Here is a 20800-nt window from a genome sequence, read left to right as displayed (position 1 = left end):
GATGCAACCTTGGCTTTTAGTCGGAGTGCTTGCGAAAGTCGGCGCAGCCTGTCCGGCGCTTGCCTTGTAAAGCCCGTATTTTTCAAGCAGATGGTTGAGCTTGTCGGGAGACGGCTGCCGCCAAATTGGGAAGGCGCGGAAATTCCTGCTAGGGTGGCCCAGGGTCTTTGGGACGAATGGATGGCTTTGGCGAAATCTCTCATTTGGCTGCGCGGCACGCTGGTCGAGCTGGTGGATGTGCTTGTCCCCAAGCCGGCGCTGCGGCTGCTGGCGCACCCCAGGCTCCACGCATTCATTGGCCTTGACCGGATCGACGCGGTCGGTAACTGGATCGACAATAATTTCATGCTCAAGCGGCGGCAGAAGCGGACCGCCGAGCAGCGCATCAACGTCAGCACGCAGGATTATCTCAAGACGCATTTCTGCGCCGCGCCCTTCGAACAGCTCGAAACCGCGCCGACGGGCCTCGCCTATGCCTGCTGCCCGGTGTGGCTGCCAACGCCGATCGGCCGCCTCGACACGCCCGCGCACGAGCTTTGGAACAGCACGCCCGCGCGCAACATCCGGGAGTCGATGATCGACGGCTCATTCCGCTACTGCAACCACGTGCATTGCCCCGCGATCTCCGGCCGCAGACTGGAGTCCCGTGATTCCGCGCACGCCAAGGCGATCATCGCGCGCTACCAGTCCGGCGTCGAGACATTGCCGGAGCATGTGAAGCTGTCGCACGACAAATCCTGCAATCTCTCCTGCCCGTCCTGCCGGACGAGCACCTATGTCGCCAATTCCGCCAAGCAGGCCAAGCTCGATCAACTCACCGAAGCGACGCTCGTGCCGCTGCTGCGCGAGGCGAAATCCGTCCTCGTCACCGGCTCGGGCGATCCCTTTGGCAGCAAGCACTTCCGCAATCTGCTCAAGCGGCTGAACGGCGGCGATTTCCCCGATCTGAAAATCGACCTCATCAGCAATGGCCAATTGCTCGACCCGCGCGCCTGGTCCGAACTGGGGCTGAAAGGCCGTGTCAGAAACGTCGAGATTTCGGTCGACGCCGCGAAGGCCGACACCTATGCGATCGTGCGCCGCGGCGGCACGTTCGAGCGGCTGTTGAAGAATCTCGCCTTCCTGCGCGACATGCGCCGGTCCGGCGAAATCTCATCACTGCATTGTTCGATGGTCGTCCAGGCGCTGAATTACCGGGAAATGCCTGAGTTCGTGCGCCTGTGCGAGGATCACGCCGCCGACCTGATCATCTTCAACATGATCCGCCAGCGCGATATTTTCGGCAAAGAGGAATATATCGAAGCCTTCATCGGCAGCCCGGATCATCCGGACTACGCCGACTTCCTCAAAGTTCTTGAAGCGCCGGAACTGGCGCAGCGCAATGTGCTGATCGGCAACGTGCGTGAATATGCGCCGCGCGGGACATTCGCCGAAGCCGCGGAGTAATTGGCGTCATTCACCAAAGCGAAGCAATCCAGAAGTCGTCTGAATCGCTTCGTCGCTTTCGCCCCCCGTAATGACGGCTTTTCTGCCTACGCCCGTCCGATGGACAAATATTTGAATCCCTGCCGGCGGACTTCGTCCGGGGCGTAGATGTTGCGCAGATCGACGAGGACCGGCTCGCTCAGCAGCGATTTGACGCGGCCGAGATCGAGCGCGCGGAACTCGTCCCATTCGGTGACGATGACCAGCGCCGCGGCATCCTTGCAGCAGGCATAGGGGTCGCTGCAGTAATTGAGATTATCGAGATAATGGCGCGCCTGCTCCATGCCCTCGGGATCGAAGGCGTTGACCTTGGCGCCGGCGTCCTGCAGCGCGGTGATGACCGAGATGGCCGGCGAATCGCGCATGTCGTCGGTGTTCGGCTTGAAGGTCAGCCCCAGCACCGCGATCGCCTTGTTGCGCACCGAGCCGCCGCAGGCGGAGAGCACCTTGCGGGCCATGGCGCGCTTGCGCTGATCGTTGACCGCGGCGACCGTCTCGACGATGCGGACCGGCGTGCCGTAATCCTGCGCCGTCTTGATCAGCGCCTGGGTGTCCTTGGGGAAGCACGAACCGCCGTAGCCGGGCCCCGCATGCAGGAATTTCGCGCCGATGCGGTTGTCGAGGCCGATGCCGCGAGCGATATCCTGGACATTGGCGCCGACCTCTTCGCACAGGCTCGCGATCTCGTTGATGAAGGTGATCTTGGTGGCGAGAAAGGCATTGGCCGCGTATTTGGTGAGTTCCGAGGTGCGCCGGTTGGTGATGAGAATCGGCGCCTGATTGAGATAGAGCGGCCGGTAGACTTCGCGCATCACCGCCTCGGCGCGCTGATCCTCCAGGCCGAGGACGATGCGGTCCGGCCGCTTGAAATCGGAGATTGCCGCGCCCTCGCGCAGGAATTCGGGGTTGGAGACGACGGCGAAATCGGCGTCCGGCCGCGCCTCGCGGATGATCCGCTCGACTTCGTCGCCGGTGCCGACCGGCACGGTGGATTTGGTCACGATCACCGTGAAACCCTCGATCGCCGCGGCGATCTCGCGCGCCGCCTGATAGACATAGGTGAGGTCGGCATGGCCATCGCCGCGCCGCGACGGCGTGCCGACGGCGATGAAGACCGCCTGCGCGCCGCGCACCGCCGAGAGATCGTCGGCAAAGGTCAGCCGGTTCTGCCGCACATTGGTCATCACCAGTTCGGCAAGGCCCGGCTCGTAGATCGGCATCTTGCCGGCCTTCAGCGCCTCGATCTTCCCGGCATCCTTGTCGATGCAGCAGACCTTGTGCCCGAAGTCCGCAAAACAGGCGCCCGAAACGAGGCCCACATAACCAGAGCCAACCATCGCGATCTGCATTTTCCGCTCCTAAAGCGTCGCCCACACCCCGCGGGGGCTTGCGACCGAAACGCTGCCAGTGCCATTTTCACGACCGGGAGGCAACCGAACCGAAACACCCAAATGACGAACCGGGCGCCACAGATTCCCAACCGCGTATTTCGCTTCCGCCAAGTCTTTGTCGACATCAAGTCTTTGTCGACATTAGGGAATGACAGGCAAGCGTGGCGTTGGGCAGCGATAATGGGTTCCCATTACGAGAAAGCCGCATGACAGACGTATTACACTGCGATCTCTGCGTGCTCGGCGGCGGCGGTGCCGGCGTGGCCGCGGCGCGGACTGCGGCGGCGCTGGGCGCCAAGGTCGTCATCGTCGAAAAGCGGGCTCTCGGCGGCGCTTATCTCACCAAGACCGTGCCGGTGCTGGCCTTCTGCACCGCCGCCTTGCAGGCTGCCAATGGCGCGCATGGCGCTGATTTCGGCACTTCGGCGTCGCGTAAGATCGATTTTGGCCGTTTCCGCGCCCAGGTGCTTGCCGCGATAAAGATTTTTGCGCGCGACTTCACACCCGGCTCGCTGACAGCTTCAAATATCGAGCTGATCCGCAGCGTCGGCAGCTTCAGCGGCTCGACGCGGCTCGACGCCGGCGGCCGGACGATCGAAGCCAAACATTTCCTCCTCGCGACCGGGGCCACACCGGCGCTGGCTTCCCTGCCGGGCCAGGAGCTGATCCGGTCGCTCGCGCCGGAGGATCTGCTGACGCTCGATCGGCCGCCGGAGGACCTCATCATCGTCGGCGCGAGCTTCCAGGGCCTGACCCTCGCGCAAGCCTTCCTGCGGCTCGGGACGCGGGTGAGCCTGATCGAAGGCGGCCCCATCCTGCCGAGCGAAGACGCCGAACTCGTCGCCCCCGTGTTGACGCAGCTCGCCCGCGAGGGACTGACGCTCCATCCGCACGCGCAAATCACCCATGTCGAACCGCTGCGTGGCGGCCTGCGAGTCCATCTCAAAGGGCTCCCCGCTCCCCTCGAAGCCGCGCATATCCTCTTTGCTGGCGCGGCGCCGCCGCTCGTCGAAGGGCTCGGATTGAAAAATGCGGGGATCACCTATGCCAATTCCGGGGCTCTGATCGACGCCGACGGCCGTACGAGCAACCGCCGGGTCCACGCGATCGGCAGCGCCGCGGGCGGCCCCGAGTCGGCGCTCTCGGCGCTGGGCCAGGCCGAGCGCATCGCGCGCCGCCTGTTCGGCCAGGCGGGTGGCGGCACGATACCGCCCGCGCGCGTCCTCGACACCAGTCCGGAAATGGCCATCGTCGGCCTTACTGAGGCGCAAGCGCGGGAAAAACACCGCAGCGTGCGGGTTTTGCGCGCGCCCCTCGGCGATACGCCCCGCGCCCGGCTGACCGGCGCGCCGGCGGGGCATGTCAAGATCGTAACGAATTCAGTTGGTTATATTCTCGGCGCCGGAATAACGGGCGCTCAGGCGCGTGAGATCATCGGGATTTTCGGCCTGGCGATCGGCAAGGACATAAAAGCAGCGGATCTCGACATCATCGCCAACGCGCCAATTCTGGGGGAAGCCATCTCGAAGGCCGCGCTTGCATCGTCACCGCAACTCGGCAAAGCTCCGCGGCGGCGCGCATTTTTCCCGCGCCGGGCGAGATAGGCCCAAGATAGGCCCAATGCGCGATTTCATCACGATCAAGCAGCAGTCCGACCCGGACGATAGACAGGCCGAACAGCAGGGCTTGCACGGACACCGGCCGCGTTTCGGCTTGGCGACGCGCGTGGTGCTTGTCGTCGCCGCTTTCATCATGGCGACGGAATTCATCATCTATGTGCCCATTGTCGTCAATTATCGCGACAATTGGCTGCGCAACCGCCTGGCTGCCGCCTATACCGCGACGCTGGTTCTGGAAGCCGGGCCGCGCGCAATGGTTTCGCCGCAACTGTCGCGCGAACTGCTGGACAGCGTCGGCGCGCGCATCATCGTCCTGCAGACCCACGGCACCCGGCGAATTCTTGCTGCGACGAGCCTGCCACCAGCAGTCGACGAATTCTACGACCTGCGCCACCCGACCTTCCCGCAGGCACTGGCTTCGACATGGCGGACCTATTTCGCCAAGGACGATCGCGTCGTCACCGTCCTTGGCGCCGCGCCCATGGGCGATGAAGCGATCGAAGTCACGATGGACGAAGGGCCGGTCAAAGAGGCGCTGCACATCGTCGCCGTCCGCGTCCTGACAATCTCGCTGACAATATCGGCGCTCGTCGCGGCCCTCGCCGTCGGCGTCCTCAATTTCATGGTGCTGCGGCCGATGCGCCGCCTGACCAACAATATTACCGAATTCGGCGCCGATCCGGAAAATGCGAGCCGCATCATCGTGCCCTCGGGCCACACGGATGAGATTGGCCGCGCCGAAGAAGCGCTGGCGACGATGCAGGACACGCTCGTTCGCGAATTAACGCAGAAGAAGCATCTCGCCGCGCTCGGCCTCGCCGTCGCCAAGATCAATCACGATCTGCGCAACATGCTGGCCTCGGCGCAACTGCTGTCCGATCGCCTCGCCAATGTCACCGATCCTCTGGCGCAAAGACTGGCGCCGAAACTGGTCGCCACGCTCGACCGCGCCATCCGCTTCTGCCAGGCGACCTTGACCTATGGGCGGGCGACGGACGAGGCGCCGAAGCCGCGGCTGGTCGATCTGCGCCCCGTCGTCGCCGAGGCTGCCGAAGCCGTCTGTCTCAGCGGCGGCCGGGTGATGATCCTCAACAAGGTTTCCGACGGCTTCATACTTTGGGCCGATCCGGAACATCTTTTTCGGGTCATGATGAACTTGCTGCGCAACGGTGTGGAAGCGCTCGACCGGGCCGGCCCGTCCGGCGGCCAACCGGCGCAGATCATCGTCTCCGCCTCCGCATGGGAGGAATTCGCCATTCTCGAAATCGCCGATACCGGGCCGGGCGTGCCGCCGAGCGTGCGGGCGCAATTATTCACGCCTTTTTCGAGCTCGTCGCGGCCGGGCGGCTCGGGACTCGGCCTCGCCATCGCCGCCGATCTCGTGCGCGCCCACGGCGGCAGCATCGAACTGATGCCCGAGACGGACGAGAATATCGGGGCGCGGTTCCGGATCACTTTGCCACAGCGCCGCACCGGCGCTGCCTGAAAACGTCAGGGCACCGGCGCGTCCGCGAGCACTTCCGGCAGTTGCCATGCCCTGCCCGAGTCGCTAAAGGGAAGCCGTTCGATCCTTGGGATCGGCACCTTCCACTCATCGGCAAGCTTTCGGCTTCCCTTGAGACTCTGCGCGCCCGTAGCTCAGCTGGATAGAGCACTAGACTACGAATCTAGGGGTCGGGAGTTCGAATCTCTCCGGGCGCGCCACTTCACGCCGTTCCAGAATAAAACCGGGCGCTAACGTCCGCATCCGACCGGCCGGTGCAAATCCGACGAAGGCTTGCTGGCCGACAGCTTCGGGCAGTTTTGCCCGAGCGTTGCCGGGATTCGGAGCAGCCTGTCGCGGGACCATGTGGACGGTCGCTGCATCGACAAGGCTGGCGCAGCGTCAGCCGCGAAGAAACGCCAGCAGATCGACATTGACTTGGGCCTTGTGGGTCGTCGTCATGGCGTGCGGAGCCTTAGGATAAATCTTGAGTATCGAGTCGGGGACGAGTTTGGCCGCGATGTAGGCGTTTGCCACCGGGGCGATCTGGTCATCATCGCCATGAAGGATCAGCGTGGGGACGTCGATCGTCTTGAGGTCCTCGGTCACATCGGTCTCGGCAAACGCGGCGATCCCGAAGTAGGAGGCCGGGAAGCCGGAGAGCATCGTCATGGTCCAGTTCTGGTCCAGATCGCTCTGCGGAACGGTCGACCACTCGCGGTTGACGGAGAAGTGCGCCGCGATCATCGCCTTGAAGTGCTGGCCGCGGTCCGTCAGGACCCTCTCCCGCAGTCCGTCGAAATAGGCGGACGGCGCGCCATCCGGGTTTCCCGGCGTCTGCATGACCACGGGGATCGTTGCACAGATAAATACCACCTTGGCGACGCGGCCCGTGCCGTAATTTCCGATGTAGCGTCCGACGACTCCGCCACCCGTGGAGTGGCCGACCAGGACGATATCGGTCAGATCGAGAAATTCCAGGAGTTCGTTGAGGTCGTCGACATAGGTGTCGACGTCATTGCCTCCCCAGGGCTGTCCGGAGCGCCCGTGCCCGCGACGATCGTGAGCGACGACCCTGTAACCCTTGGATGCGAGGAAGAACATCTGGTCCTCAAACGTGTCGGAGTTCAGGGCATAGGCGTGGAGGAAGACGACGGGCAGTCCTTTTCCCCAGTCCTTGAAATAGAGGTCGGTGCCGTCCTTGGTGGTGAAGTAGCTCATGGCTTTTCCAATTGTTGACGGCCTTGATCAGGCGGGGCATCGCCGCTGCTTGCATGCGCGAACTAGCCGCCCGCGCATGCAATTGAATTGCGGCCCACACGAAACGCTTCACTCAAAGCGGGCGAGGTAAGACTGAGACCGGTCGATTTCGGGCCGGCGTCCGACTGCTCTTTCCACGGTGAAGGGCTTGCCCGCCAGAGTTTCAGCACGATCGCGCAACGGATTGCCGATGGTCCGGACGCTTGCAGCTTCATCGCCGGGATTTTCCCGCCTGAAGGCCTTGCCTTCCGCGTTTTCCACGGTGAAAGCCTTACCCGCCAGCGTCTCGGCGCGATTGCGCAGCGGGTTGCCAACTATCCGGGCGCCGGCAGCTTCAGCACCGGGATTTCGATTGAGCGCGCCACCTTCGGTGCGTTCCACCGTGAACGCCCTGCCGCCTAGCCGCGCGACGAAGTCCGCTTCCGGATTGTAAGGTGATGCCGCGATCGCTGACTGGCTGCCTGCCAGGACGAGAGCGCCGAGAATTGGAAGAATGCGGGAACGTGTCATTGCTTTCATTCCTTGAATTTGAGGCCGAAACAAACCGATTGGCTTGCTGCATTGAAGTAGCTATGAATTAGCAAGTCACTTTTCAATAGGTATCGACTTGTAAAACTTTAGCGACGGGACTATTTTGTGATTATGAGAAACGGCTACGCGCTGGACTGCCCGATCGCCCACACGCTCGACGTGGTGGGCGAGAAATGGAGTTTGCTCATCCTCCGGGATCTCACCCTGAAGGGACCGCTACGGTTTCAGGACCTGGAGGCAGGGCTCGGCGGTGTCGCGCCAAACACGCTGTCCGCACGGCTAAAAACCCTGGAAGCGCAAGGTGTTATCGGAGCACGGCTCTACGAAGCGCACCCGCCAAGATATGAATATTTCCTCACCGCCAAGGGTCAGGCTCTCGGCCCGGTGCTACAGGCGCTTCGGAATTGGGGCGAGCACTACGCGCCGGACGTCGCAGCGCCTCAATCGCGGTAGACAGCGGTCATTTTGCTATCTCCGATTGACTTACATCCGCGCTTGCCCTATCCGGAACACGCTGCGTCGCAGCATGAGGCGCTCCAGCCGCGTAGATCAGGACTTCGCCCTTTCGGCGTCCGATTCGCTGTCGAGCCTCCCCATTCTTCAGTTGACGGCCAGTTTACGCGAGGCACGTCTCCCTTCTCCCCGATCGATAGACCGCGCGGTGTCCAAACTCGCGGCATGCGATCCTATGAAAGACACCTCGTGACAAAATTTTCCGATCTCGGTCTCGCCGAGATGCTGCTTCGCGCTCTCGACCGTGAAGGCTACGAAACTCCGACTTCCATCCAGGACCAGGCCATCCCGCTTCTGATGCAGGGCCGCGACCTTCTCGGCATCGCTCAGACCGGCACCGGCAAGACCGCCGCTTTCGCCCTGCCGATCCTCAACCGGCTGATCGCCGATCGCCAGCGGCCGGCGCCCTTTACGGCCCGTGTGCTCGTGCTTGCGCCGACGCGCGAACTCGCTGCGCAGATCGCCGATAGCTTCCGCACCTATGGCCAGTTTCTGCGCCCGAGCGTCGGCGTCATCGTCGGCGGCGTCTCGCACCGTCCCCAGAATGACATGCTGGCGCGCGGCCTCGACGTGCTGGTCGCGACGCCCGGCCGCCTGCTCGATCATCTCGGCTCCGGCCGCTTCAAGCTTGCCGCGACCGAGGTTCTCGTGCTCGACGAAGCCGACCATATGCTGGATCTCGGCTTCATCGTCCCGATTCGCCAGATCGTCGCCAAGCTGCCGAAGCAGCGTCAGACGCTGCTGTTCTCCGCGACCATGCCGAAGGAAATCGCCGGTCTCGCGCAGGATATGCTCAACAATCCGGCCGAGGTGTCGGTTGCACCGACCGCCACGACGGCCGAGCGCGTCGAGCAGCATGTGTTCCTGGTCGATGGCGCTGCCAAGCGCGATATGCTGGTCGAACTGATGAGCGGCGCCGACGTATCGCGCGCCATCGTCTTCACCCGCACCAAGCGCGGCGCCGATCGCGTGGCGCAGCATCTCGATGCCGCCGGTGTCGGCGTCGAAGCGATCCACGGCAACAAAAGCCAGAGCCAGCGTATTCGCGCGCTCGACGGCTTCCGCCGCGGCCGCACGCGCGTCCTCGTTGCCACCGACATCGCCGCGCGCGGCATCGACGTCGACGGCGTGACACATGTCGTGAATTACGAATTGCCGGAGACGCCCGAAGCTTACGTCCATCGCATTGGCCGCACCGCGCGCGCCGGTGCCTCGGGCCGCGCGTTCTCGCTGTGCGATAACGGCGAGCGTGGCTTGCTGCGCCAGATCGAGAAGGCAACCCGCCAGACATTGGCCTTCACCGACCGCCGCAGCGCCGACGCCCGCAATGCGGACGCCGAGCCGGCACGTCACAATCCAAGAGCCCCTAGGGCCGGCGCCGCCAAGGATGACGGCGGCCGCGGTGCTCAGCAGCGTCCGCATCGCGAAGGCCAGCAGCTTGACGGCCATCGCCCCGGCGGCAAACGCCCCGCACGCGCCGCTCAAGGGCGCAAGCGCCGGCCTTTTAACGGCGAAAGCCGTCCGCAATTCTCCCGGCCGGGATGATGCACGCGCTTTAGAGCGTGTTCCGGAAAAGTTGGATGACTTTTCCGATCAGAACACGCTCCAACGTTTTGAATCGGCGCGATTTCCTATCGACCGGAATGATTCCATCCGGTCGGAAAGCGCGCTAGTGCATCTTCATTCCATTCATACCGCCGTCCATCTTCATCGCGTCCGGTGCCGTGGCACCCATGCTACTGGCCGCGACGAAGGTGACGGCGATCTTGCCGGCCTTGGCGAATTCAAGCACCGCGTGGATCGCATCCCCCGGCTTCACCGCCCGCTTCAGGTCGGTGAACATGATGTGATAGCCGCCGGGCTTGATGGCCACGGTCGCGCCGGCGGGGATAACAAGCCCGTCCGGCAGCTCTGTCATCTCCATGATGCCGTTTTCCATCTTGGTTTCATGGATCTGCGCGCCCGCGGATAGGTCCGATGTCACCGCGACCAGCCGGTCGTCGGTCTTGCCCGTATTGACGATAGTCACATAGCCGACCGCCACGGTCGCGCCGCCGGGCGTCGGACGCGTGAAAGCCCCTTCAATCGTGAGCGTACCCGCCGCCGTGCTCTGCTCGGCGGCGAGAACGATCGGCATGGCAGACGGCATTTCCAGAACCGGATTGGCGAAAGCAGGCACGGCGCAAAGCGCTGCGAACGCGCAGCCGAACAGATGAGACTTCATAGATGTTCTCCTAAAGCGGGCGCGAAGGCCGGCTAAGCGATATGGACTGAGGCCGCAGCGGAATGCGGCGATCCATCTCGGGAGAAGCGGGGTGGCGCGCGAGCCTTCGCCGCTCCGACAGGCTGCGCGCGCGTCGCGGCGTAGGCCCAAAGCGACGCGCGCATATCGATGGACGACGGCGCGGCTGCGAGCGCCTGCGGCGAAGCGGGCGGGGCGAAGGTCGCGTGAGCCTGTGTGTAGAAGGCGCAGCAATCCTGGGAATGATGGCCACGGTCAGGCGGTGCTTGCGGCACATTGGAGCTCGACGCGCAGATCGGCCAATCTGCCTGCGGCGCGCGGGCAATGGCGAAACCGGCCGTGACGGAAGCAAAAAATTGCCCCAACAGCGCGATCAAAAAGAACGGCGCTATCCAGTCCAGGCTGCGGCGCAAATCATTTCTCCTTTTTACGAGACTGGGCTGCTCGCTTGTGTCGGTCAAGCGTCCGGCTGGAATCGCGAGTATTATCGCTGTCGCGAAAGCGTGACCGGCGCAAATGCACATCCCGGCTGCGAGTTGCAAAAACAGAACAATCACAGGCTTTTGAAAAATAAAGAGTTTCTGTCTGCTAATTTGGCCGCGCCATTTATCCCGCCCGGAAGTCCGGACCCAATCTTGCCAATCTCTTATGTGGAATGCGAAGGAAAGGCCTTGCCGCGAGGGTCGGCAGCGAGGCGTCTTAGTGGCCCGCATCGCGGCGATGAGTTTCAGCCATTGAGTTTGCCTTCGCTTCATTCCCTGCCGCGAACCGGCGCGAGACTGCGGGCCATCGTCTGCATCATCGCGGGCGTGTCTCTCAATGCCTGCACGATGGGGCCGGACTACGTCCGCCCCGCCGCGCCGATCACGCCGAAGTTCAAAGAGGCAAAAAAGGGCTGGAAGATCGTCGACCCGCGCGATGCGCTCGACCGCGGCGAGTGGTGGAGCGTCTATCGCGATCCGCGACTCTCGTCCCTGCTCGGCCAGGTGGAGATTTCCAACCAGACGGTGAAGGAGGCGCTTGAATCCTATCACAATGCGGTCGCCCTGATCCGCGAGGCGCAGGCCAACTACTTTCCGACGGTCACCAACAGCTATAGTGCGACCTACCAGCACGAAGGCAGCGCAAACCTCACGGGTTCAGCTATCGCCGCGCGTTCGGAAACTTTCACCACCTATAATCCGGTCGCCAACATGACCTGGGATATCGATGTCTGGGGCCGCATCCGGCGCCAGGTGGAAAGCCAGGCTGCGGCAGCGCAGGTGAGTGCGGCCGATCTGCAGAACGCCAAGCTCTCCGAGCAGGCGGCGCTCGCCACCGCCTATTTCGATCTGCGCGCGGCGGATTCGCTCAAGGCGCTGCTCGATCGCACAATCGTCGCCTACAAGAAGACGCTGACGATCACCCAGAACCAATACAAGGTTGGCGTCGTCTCCAAGGCCGACGTCATCACCGCCGAGACGCAGGTTCTGCAGACAGAAGCGCAGGCCATCAACGTCGGCGTCGAACGGGCGCAATACGAACATTCGATCGCCGTTCTGATTGGGCGCCCGCCGGCTGATCTTTCGCTCGGCCCGGCGGAACTCGCCAAATATCCGCCGCGGATTCCGATAACCGTGCCTTCGCAGCTCCTCGAGCGGCGCCCCGACATCGCCGCCGCCGAACGCCAGTTGCAGCAAGAAAATGCTTTGATCGGCGTCGCGGTCGCCAATTTCTATCCCGACATCAACCTCACCGGCGCCTTCGGCTTTGCCGGGACGACGCCGTTGCCGGTTTCCGCCGCGGCGGAGGCCTGGTCGATCGCCGGCAGCGCGACGCAAACGATCTTCGATGGCGGTCTGCTCGCCGCCGATCTCGCCGCAGCCCGCGCGACCTATGCACAGAACGTCGCGGGCTATCGGCAAACGGTTCTGACGGCCTTCGAGCAGGTCGAGGATGAACTCGCCGCGCTGCGCATCCTGGCGAAAGAGGCAGCCAAAGAAGCTCAGGCCGTCGACGCAGCCAAACAGGCCGTGCAGATTTACCTTAACCAGTATCAAGCCGGCACCGTTTCCTTCACCACCGTGGTGACGGCCGAAGCCACGCAGCTTGTGGATGAGGAGAATTTGCTGACGACACGGCAAAATCTTTTCATCGCCAGCGTCGCCTTGATCGAGGCCTTGGGCGGCGGCTGGGATGCCTCGCTCCTGCCGAGCTTCGACCGTCTTTCGAAAGTGCCGACGCTCACCCCGCCCCTCTAGGAAATGCCGTAGAGGCTTACAAATCTCACCAAGAAGTAATTTGCTTTTTTCGACCCCAATGCGAATTGGATGCGGAAAGGTTATATATTTATTGGACTTGCGGGCCCTTGGAACTGCCTTTCGCCCGTTTTGATCAATTCGACGACTGATCTGCGCCGTGCGGGTTGCCCATCGCTCGGACCTTTTGGATGGACAAAAAGCCAATGGACGAAAAAGTCGACCCGACGCGCCGACCGCCGCCGCCCGGCGATGCGCGCGAGCCGGGCCCGGCTCAGGCTGAGCCGCTGGCGCGCAAGACGCAGCCGGAAATCCCGGCTCCGGCCGTGTCGCCACCGCCGGAGAAAGAAGGCCCGCCGGAGCCTCGGCGGCGCCGTTCGTTCGTCGGCTTTCTCATCGGCCTCATCGTCATCGGCGGCCTTGGCTATTACGGCTATCGCGTCTTCTTCGCGCCCGCCCCCGCGACGCACACGCATGGCCAAAGAGCCGGCGGCGCGCCGCAATCGGTCGGCGTCGCCACCATCGGCACCGGCGACATCAAGATCATTTACGGCGGCCTCGGTACGGTTACGCCGCTCGCAACCATCACCGTGCGCACGCAGATCAACGGCATATTGATGGAAGTGCCCTTCAAGGAGGGCCAGTACGTCAAGAAGGGCGACCTGCTCGCGCAGATCGACGACCGGCCCTACAAATTGGCCAAGGCGCAATACGAAGGCCAGTTGGCGCATGATCAGGGTCTGCTGCAGCAGGCGCAGACCGATCTCGTGCGCTATCAAACCCTCGTCGCACAGAATTCGATCGCCAAGCAGCAGGCCGAGGATCAGGTCTACATCGTCAAGCAATATCAAGGCTCGGTGCAGACCGATCAGGCGCAGATCGATACGCAGACGCTCAATATCGCCTATTGCCATATCACCGCGCCGGTCACCGGCCGCGTGGGCCTGCGGCTGGTCGACCCCGGCAATTACGTGCAGACCTCGGATACGACCGGCATCGCGGTGGTGACGCAATTGCAGCCCATCTCGGTCATCTTCTCGCTGCCAGAGGACGACATTCCCGATGTCATGGCGCAGATGAAAAGCGCGACGGCGCTCACCGCTACAGTTTACGACCGCGCCAACGTGCATGAATTGGGGACCGGCGACGTCACGGTGCTCGACAACCAGATCGATACGACGACCGGCATGGTGAAATTCCGCGCCGAATTCCCCAATGCCGACGAATCGCTGTTCCCCAACCAATTCGTCAATGTGCAAGTGCTGGCGCGGACGCTGAAGGGCGTCGTCACCGCGCCGGTGCCGGCGATCCAGCGCGGCGCGCCCGGCACTTTTGTCTATCTCGTCAACGCCGACAATACCGTCTCGGTGCGCAAGCTGACCCTCGGGCCGACCGAGGGCAACATGGTGCAGGTCCTCTCCGGCCTCAAACAGGGCGACCGCGTCGTCACCGATGGCACCGACCGCCTGACCGATGGCGCAAAGGTTTTCGTGCCCGGCGCGCAATCGACGGCGGCACCGGAAGGCGCGGCCGGCCATCACCACCATCATCAACGGAACCCCGAGTGAGTGCTGATCGTGCAGCGGAGCGGCTGGGATGAATCCATCGCAGACCTTCATTCTGCGGCCGGTCGCGACCTCGCTTCTGATGGTGGCGATCCTGCTCGCCGGCGCCTTCGCCTATAAGTTTCTGCCGCTCTCCGCCCTGCCCGAGGTCGATTACCCGACGATCCAGGTGCAGACCTTCTATCCCGGTGCAAGCCCGGAGGTGATGACCTCGTCGGTCACCGCACCGCTCGAGCGCCAGCTTGGCGAAATGCCGGGCCTCAGCCAGATGACCTCGGCGAGTTCGGCCGGCGCCTCGGTCATCACGCTGCAATTCGATCTCAGCCTGACGCTCGATGTCGCCGAACAGGAAGTCCAGGCCGCAATCAACGCCGGCTCGAACCTTCTGCCCTCCGATCTGCCGACTCCGCCGATCTACGCCAAGGTAAACCCGGCCGATGCGCCGATCCTGACCATCGCCATAACTTCGGATACCTTGCCGCTTACCTCGATCGAAGACCTGGTAGAGACGCGGCTCGCGCAGAAAATCTCCCAGCAGCCGGGCGTCGGCCTTGTCAGCATCTCTGGCGGCAACCGCCCGGCGATCCGCGTTCGCTTCAATCCGCGCGCGCTTGCCGCCTACGGCCTCAATATCGACGACGTCCGCACGACGATTGGCAATGTGAACGTCAACACGCCGAAGGGCGGTTTCGATGGACCGGCGCAATCCTCGACCATCGACGCCAACGACCAGATCACCGACGCCGCCCAGTTCAGCAACGTCATCATCGCCTATCGAAACGGCAATCCGGTCCGGCTGTCCGATGTCGCGACGGTCGTGCGCGGCCCGGAAAACACCAAGATCGCCGCCTGGGCAAATCGCACGCCGGCGATCCTGCTCAACATTCAGCGCCAGCCGGGCGCCAATGTCATCGCGGTCGCCGATGGGATCAAGGCATTACTGCCGCGGATCGAGGCGAGCCTGCCCTCGAGCCTCAATATCGCGATCCTGAGCGACCGCACCAATACGATCCGCGCCTCCGTCGCCGATGTCGCCTTCGAGCTCGGGCTTGCCGTCGTGCTGGTGGTGCTCGTCATTTTCGTCTTTCTGCGCAATCTGCCGGCGACGCTCATTCCGAGCCTTTCCGTGCCGATTTCGCTCGTCGGCACACTCGTCGTCATGTATCTGCTCGGCTTCAGCCTCGACAATCTCTCGCTGATGGCGTTGACGATTTCGACCGGCTTCGTCGTGGACGACGCCATCGTGATGATCGAGAATATCGCCCGCTATGTCGAAGGCGGCGAGGCGCCTTTGCAGGCTGCGCTCGAGGGCTCGGCCCAGATCGGCTTCACCATCATTTCGCTCACGGTGTCGCTGATCGCGGTGCTCATTCCGCTTCTCTTCATGGGCGAGGTCGTCGGCCGGCTGTTCCACGAATTCGCCATCACACTGACGGCCACAATCCTTATCTCCGCCTTCGTCTCGCTGACACTTGTTCCGATGCTCTGCGCCAAGCTGTTGCGTCATCAGCCGGAGGCGCAGCGCAGCCGCCTGGCGATCGCCGCCGATCGCGGTTTCCAGTGGATCATCAATCAATATGCTGCGGCGCTGCGTGTCGTGCTTGATCACCAGCCGCTGACGCTGTTGATCGCCATCGCGACGCTGGTTCTGACCATATTGCTCTACATCGTGATCCCGAAGGGGTTTTTCCCGGTTCAGGACACGGGGTTGATCCAGGCGATCACCGAGACGAGCCAGACGGCTTCCTTTGGTGCGATGGCCGGGCGCCAGCAGGCGCTCGCGGACGTTCTGCTCAAGGATCAGGACGTCGTAAGCCTCAGCTCCTTCATCGGCGTCGACGGCAGCAACATGACGCTGAACAGCGGCCGCTTCCTCATCCAGCTGAAGCCGCGCGATGCGCGCACCGCGACGGTCACCGACATCATGCGCCGGCTGCACCGCGAGGCGCGCGCGGTCCCGGGCATCAACATCTACATGCAACCGGTCCAGGATTTGACGATCGATTCCTCGATCAGCCGCGCGCAATATCATTTCCTCATCGAAAATGCCGACGGCGACCTGTTGCGCACCTGGGTGCCGAAACTCGTCGCCAGCCTCGCAAGCCTGCCGCAGATCACCAATGTCGCGAGCGATCTCGCCCAGCAGGGCCGCGCGCTCGACATTACCATCGACAGGCAGACGGCGAGCCGTTTCGGCATCACGCCGGCAACGATCGATAACGTCCTTTACGACGCCTTCGGCCAGCGCATCGTCTCGACGATCTATACGCAATCGAACCAATATCGCGTCATCCTGGAAGCCGATCCGGATTTGCAGCATACGCTGACGGCGCTGAATACGTTCTATCTGCCGTCATCGACCTCGACGACCAACGGCCAGGTGCCACTCTCGGCCATCGTCCATGTCAGCGAACGGCCGGGGCCGCTGCAGATCACGCATTTTGGCCAGTTCCCCGCGACCGATATTTCCTTCGACACGGCGCCCGGTTATTCGCTCGGCGCCGCCGTCGATGCAATCAACAAGGCGGAGAAGGATCTCGATCTGCCGCCAAGCTTCGTCTCGATCATGCAAGGCAGCGCCGCGGCCTTCAGCTCTTCGCTCGGCAACGAAGTCTTGCTCCTCGTCGCCGCGATCGTGACGATGTATATCGTGCTTGGCGTGCTCTACGAGAGCTTCATCCATCCAATCACGATTCTCTCCACTCTGCCTTCGGCCGGTGTCGGCGCGCTTTTGTCCCTGATCCTCGCCGGCGACGATCTCGATGTCATTGCGATCATCGGCATCATTCTGCTCATCGGCATCGTCAAGAAAAACGCGATCATGATGGTCGATTTCGCGATCGATGCCGAACGCAACCACGGCCTGCCGCCGCGGGAGGCGATCTATCAGGCGTGTCTCTTGCGCTTCCGCCCGATCCTGATGACGACCATGGCCGCTATCCTCGGCGCTTTACCGCTGATGCTCGGCACGGGTACTGGCTCTGAATTGCGGCGCCCGCTCGGCATCGCCATCGTCGGCGGCCTGATCTTCAGCCAGGTGCTGACGCTGTTCTCGACGCCGGTGATCTATCTTTATTTCGACCGTTTGGCGCGGCGGCTCTCGCCCTCCGGCGGCAACGCCCGGCTGACACCGCGCGAGGCCGGCGAATGAGTCTTTCGTCGCCCTTCATCCGGCGGCCGGTGGCGACAACCTTGCTCACCGTCGGCATTTTCATCGCCGGCGCGCTGGGCTTTACGAAATTGCCGGTTTCGCCGCTGCCGCAGGTCGATTTTCCGACCATCGCGGTGCAGGCGCAGCTCCCCGGCGCGAGCCCCGACACGGTGGCGACGAGCGTCGCGGAGCCTCTGGAGCGCCACCTCGGCGAGATCGCCGATGTGACCGAGATGTCCTCGTCGAGCGGTCTCGGCCAGACGCGCATCACTTTGCAATTCAACCTGAACCGCGACATCGACGGTGCGGCGCGCGACGTGCAGGCGGCGATCAATGCCGCGCGCGCCGATCTGCCCACGGCGCTGCGCAGCAATCCGATCTATCGCAAGATCAATCCCGCAGACGCCCCCATCCTGATCCTTGCGCTGACCTCGAAAACCTTGTCGCGCGGGCAGCTCTACGATGCCGCCAGCAATGTTTTGCAGCAGCGGCTTTCTCAGATCAGCGGCATTGGCCAGGTTATGATCGGCGGCGCCGCTCTCCCCGCCGTGCGCGTCGAACTCAATCCCACCGCGCTCTTCAACTATGGCGTCGGGCTTGAGGATATCCGCGCCGCGCTTGCCTCCGCCAATGCCAATAGCCCGAAGGGCGCGATCGAAGACAGCGGCGTTCATTATCAGGTCTATACCAACGACCAGGCCTCCAAAGCCGCCGATTACAAGCCCCTGATCGTCGGCTATCGCAACGGCAATGCCATCCACCTGTCCGACCTCGGCGAGATCGAGGATTCGGTCGAGGACCTGCGCAACGAGGGACTGGCCAACGGCCAGCCCTCCGTGCTCGTCATCCTCTCCCGCCAGCCGGGCGCCAATATCATCGACACGGTCGACCGAGTGTACGCCGAACTGCCGGTGCTCCAAGCGGCGATGCCAAGGGGTGTGAAGATCACTTCCGCCATCGACCGAAGTCTGACCATTCGCGCCTCGCTGCACGACACCGAGCGCACGCTTGTCATCGCGGTCCTGCTCGTCACGCTCATCGTTTTCATCTTTCTTGGCAATCCGCGCGCCGCCCTCATTCCCATCGTAGCGGTACCGGTATCGATCGTCGGCACGTTCGGCGTCATGTATCTTCTCGGCTTCAGCCTCGACACCCTGTCATTGATGGCGCTGACGATCGCGACCGGATTCGTCGTCGACGATGCGATCGTCGTCTTGGAAAACATCACCCGTTATGTCGAGGCTGGCGTGCCGCGCTTTCAGGCGGCGCTGCGCGGCTCCAGCGAGGTCGGCTTTACCGTTCTCTCGATCAGCATTTCGCTCATCGCGGTCTTTCTCCCGATATTGCTGATGGGCGGCCTGCTCGGCCGCCTGTTCCGCGAGTTCGCGCTGACCCTGTCGATCGCCGTTCTGGTGTCCCTGGTGATTTCCCTCACCACGACACCGATGCTGTGTTCGCTGATCCTGAAGGCATCGCCGCCGCGCGCCGAATCGCGCTGGCGCTGGCATCCGTTCACTCTGTTCCTCGAATTCTACGAACGCACGCTTGGCTGGGCGCTGCGGCACAGCGCGATTGTCATGCTGGTGCTCGCCGGTGCGATCGGCCTCACTGTCATTCTCTTCGCCATCATTCCGAAAGGCTTCTTCCCGCAGCAGGACACCGGCCGTCTGGTCGGCGCCATCCAGGCCGATCAAAGCATCTCCTTCCAGGCGATGGAAAAGAAGATGGCGCAATTGATGGCAACAGTGCAGGCCGACCCCGCCGTCCAGAGCGTTGTCGGTTTTACGGGCGGCGGCAGCGGCGGCGGCCGGTCGAGCACCAATACCGGTTCTGTCTTCGTCTCTCTCAAGCCGTTGTCACAGCGCACGGCGTCGGCCGATCAGGTGATAGATCGTCTGAGGCGGAACCTCGGGAGGATTCCGGGGGCGCGGCTGTTCCTCCAATCTGTGCAGGACATCCAGGTCGGCGGCCGGCAGAGCAACGCCCAATTCCAATATACGCTCCAGGGCGATACGCCCGAAGAGCTGAACGAATGGACGCCGAAGCTCGTCGCCGCCTTGCAGAAAAGCCACGTCCTGACAGATGTGAATTCGGACCTTCAGCAGTCCGGGCTTGAGACCGTCGTGCAGATCGACCGGGATACGGCATCGCGCCTCGGCATCACGCCCGTTCAGATCGACAACACGCTGTATGACGCCTTCGGCCAGCGGCAGGTCTCGACCATCTATAGCGCGGTCAATCAATATCATGTCGTCATGGAAGTCGCGCCGCGCTACTGGCAGGACCCGGAATCGCTCAAGGGTATCTATGTCAGCACAGCCGGCGGCAATCCGAGCGGGACGCAGACAAGCGCGATCCCCGCTGGCGCCGTCGCTGCCACGGCTCCCCCGGTTGGTTCGCCTTCAACGTCAACGACAGCCGCCACGAGCGCCGCAGCCGCGGCGATCAATACCGCGCGCGACGCATCGGTGAACGCCATCGCGGCGACAGGCCACGGCGGGACATCGACCGGTTCGCCGGTCGCCACGCAGGTCGAGACCATGGTGCCGCTTGTCGCCTTTGCCCATTTCGCGCATGGACACACGCCGCTCGCGGTCAACCATTCCGGCCTTTTCGTCGCCTCGACCATCTCCTTCAACCTCGCCCCCGGCAGATCGCTTGGCGATGCGACGACGGAAATCGACAACGCCGTGCGCGCTGTCGGCCTGCCGTCGAACATCCACGGCAGTACGCAAGGCACGGCGGCGATGTTCCAATCCTCGCTCTCGAACGAACCTCTGCTGATCCTCGCGGCGCTGGCGGCCGTCTATATCGTGCTCGGCGTTCTCTACGAGAGCTACATCCATCCGATCACGATTCTTTCGACCTTGCCCTCCGCCGGGGTCGGCGCGCTTCTTGCCCTGCTTCTGTTCAAGACAGACTTCAGCATTATCGCGCTGATCGGCGTCATCCTGCTCATCGGCATCGTCAAGAAGAATGCGATCATGATGGTCGATTTCGCCATCGCGGCGCGGCGCGACGAGGGGATGAACGCGCGCGATGCGATCTTCCAGGCCTGCGTCCTGCGCTTCCGGCCGATCATGATGACGACGGCCGCCGCCCTTCTCGGCGCGGTACCGCTGGCGCTGAGCTTTGGCGAAGGCGGCGAAATCCGCCGGCCGCTCGGCATTTCGATCGTCGGCGGCCTGATCGTGAGCCAGATGCTGACGCTCTATACGACGCCGGTGCTCTACCTGCTCCTCGACCGGGTGCAGGAGGCGTTCAGAGGCCAGCCCCGCGGTAGCGCCCTGCCGCCGCGACCGGCGCCGAGCCCGGCGGAATAG

14 protein-coding genes and 1 tRNA gene are annotated in these 20800 nt (G+C 63.2%); 10 read left to right on the top strand and 5 right to left on the bottom strand.

Translation table 11 applies throughout. The features are described from left to right. Positions 1–153 precede the first annotated feature (153 nt). A complete protein-coding gene (locus CWB41_RS08720) occupies positions 154–1446 on the top strand; it encodes a radical SAM protein (RefSeq protein ID WP_165204185.1) in 1293 nt (430 codons plus the stop codon). A gap of 86 nt (positions 1447–1532) precedes the next feature. Here CWB41_RS08720 and CWB41_RS08715 read toward each other — a convergent pair whose 3' ends face one another. Further along, positions 1533–2834: a UDP-glucose dehydrogenase family protein gene (locus CWB41_RS08715; RefSeq protein WP_129396448.1), complete on the bottom strand. Its 1302-nt coding sequence runs from the start codon at positions 2832–2834 to the stop codon at positions 1533–1535. 248 nt (positions 2835–3082) lie between these two features. Between CWB41_RS08715 and CWB41_RS08710 the strand changes: the two genes are divergently transcribed. The 3 genes from CWB41_RS08710 (at position 3083) to CWB41_RS08700 (ending at position 6199) form a co-directional block, all read left to right on the top strand. Beyond that, complete coding sequence (locus CWB41_RS08710; RefSeq protein ID WP_115834663.1) at positions 3083–4480, top strand: dihydrolipoyl dehydrogenase family protein; 1398 nt, start codon at positions 3083–3085, stop codon at positions 4478–4480. Positions 4481–4496: 16 nt separating this feature from the next. Continuing rightward, positions 4497–5981, top strand: a complete 1485-nt coding sequence (locus CWB41_RS08705; RefSeq protein WP_115834664.1) for a sensor histidine kinase — start codon at positions 4497–4499, stop codon at positions 5979–5981. Positions 5982–6122: 141 nt separating this feature from the next. After that, positions 6123–6199: transfer RNA gene (locus CWB41_RS08700), tRNA-Arg, on the top strand. A 181-nt stretch (positions 6200–6380) separates the two neighbouring features. Here CWB41_RS08700 and CWB41_RS08695 read toward each other — a convergent pair. Both CWB41_RS08695 and CWB41_RS08690 read right to left on the bottom strand, forming a co-directional pair. Then, positions 6381–7199 (bottom strand): alpha/beta fold hydrolase, encoded by an 819-nt coding sequence (locus CWB41_RS08695; RefSeq protein ID WP_115834665.1) that lies wholly within the window; start codon positions 7197–7199, stop codon positions 6381–6383. Positions 7200–7307: 108 nt separating this feature from the next. Beyond that, the gene (locus tag CWB41_RS08690; RefSeq protein WP_129396447.1) at positions 7308–7748 is read right to left on the bottom strand and encodes a hypothetical protein; all 441 of its coding nucleotides are present in this window, start codon (positions 7746–7748) and stop codon (positions 7308–7310) included. Between the two features lie 132 nt (positions 7749–7880). Here CWB41_RS08690 and CWB41_RS08685 point away from each other — a divergent pair, with 132 nt between their 5' ends. Together CWB41_RS08685 and CWB41_RS08680 are read left to right on the top strand one after the other, a co-directional pair. Beyond that, positions 7881–8222: a winged helix-turn-helix transcriptional regulator gene (locus tag CWB41_RS08685; RefSeq protein WP_115834667.1), complete on the top strand. Its 342-nt coding sequence runs from the start codon at positions 7881–7883 to the stop codon at positions 8220–8222. A gap of 249 nt (positions 8223–8471) precedes the next feature. After that, positions 8472–9827 (top strand): DEAD/DEAH box helicase, encoded by a 1356-nt coding sequence (locus CWB41_RS08680; RefSeq protein ID WP_245411086.1) that lies wholly within the window; start codon positions 8472–8474, stop codon positions 9825–9827. Positions 9828–9951: 124 nt separating this feature from the next. Here the strand turns inward: CWB41_RS08680 and CWB41_RS08675 are convergent, their stop codons facing one another. After that, positions 9952–10506, bottom strand: coding sequence for a copper chaperone PCu(A)C (locus CWB41_RS08675; protein ID WP_115834669.1), 555 nt, complete (start codon positions 10504–10506; stop codon positions 9952–9954). Between the two features lie 32 nt (positions 10507–10538). Continuing rightward, a complete protein-coding gene (locus tag CWB41_RS16370; protein WP_245411087.1) occupies positions 10539–10937 on the bottom strand; it encodes a hypothetical protein in 399 nt (132 codons plus the stop codon). Between the two features lie 321 nt (positions 10938–11258). Here CWB41_RS16370 and CWB41_RS08670 point away from each other — a divergent pair, with 321 nt between their 5' ends. The 4 genes from CWB41_RS08670 to CWB41_RS08655 all read left to right on the top strand — a co-directional run bounded on the left by CWB41_RS08670 (position 11259) and on the right by CWB41_RS08655 (position 20800). Beyond that, entirely contained in the window at positions 11259–12764 is a 1506-nt protein-coding gene (locus tag CWB41_RS08670) for an efflux transporter outer membrane subunit (protein ID WP_245411088.1), read from the top strand. 188 nt (positions 12765–12952) lie between these two features. After that, positions 12953–14329 carry an efflux RND transporter periplasmic adaptor subunit gene (locus CWB41_RS08665; protein WP_245411089.1) on the top strand — a complete coding sequence of 459 codons (1377 nt, stop codon included), beginning with the start codon at positions 12953–12955 and terminating at the stop codon, positions 14327–14329. A 28-nt stretch (positions 14330–14357) separates the two neighbouring features. Next, entirely contained in the window at positions 14358–17477 is a 3120-nt protein-coding gene (locus CWB41_RS08660; protein ID WP_115834671.1) for a multidrug efflux RND transporter permease subunit, read from the top strand. After that, a complete protein-coding gene (locus tag CWB41_RS08655) occupies positions 17474–20800 on the top strand; it encodes an efflux RND transporter permease subunit (protein WP_115834672.1) in 3327 nt (1108 codons plus the stop codon). Before CWB41_RS08660 ends, CWB41_RS08655 begins: the two co-directional genes overlap by 4 nt.

The organism is Methylovirgula ligni (assembly GCF_004135935.1).
Taxonomy (GTDB): domain Bacteria; phylum Pseudomonadota; class Alphaproteobacteria; order Rhizobiales; family Beijerinckiaceae; genus Methylovirgula; species Methylovirgula ligni.
Note: the sequence above shows the minus strand (reverse complement) of the source record. Positions and strands in the feature narration are given on the sequence as shown.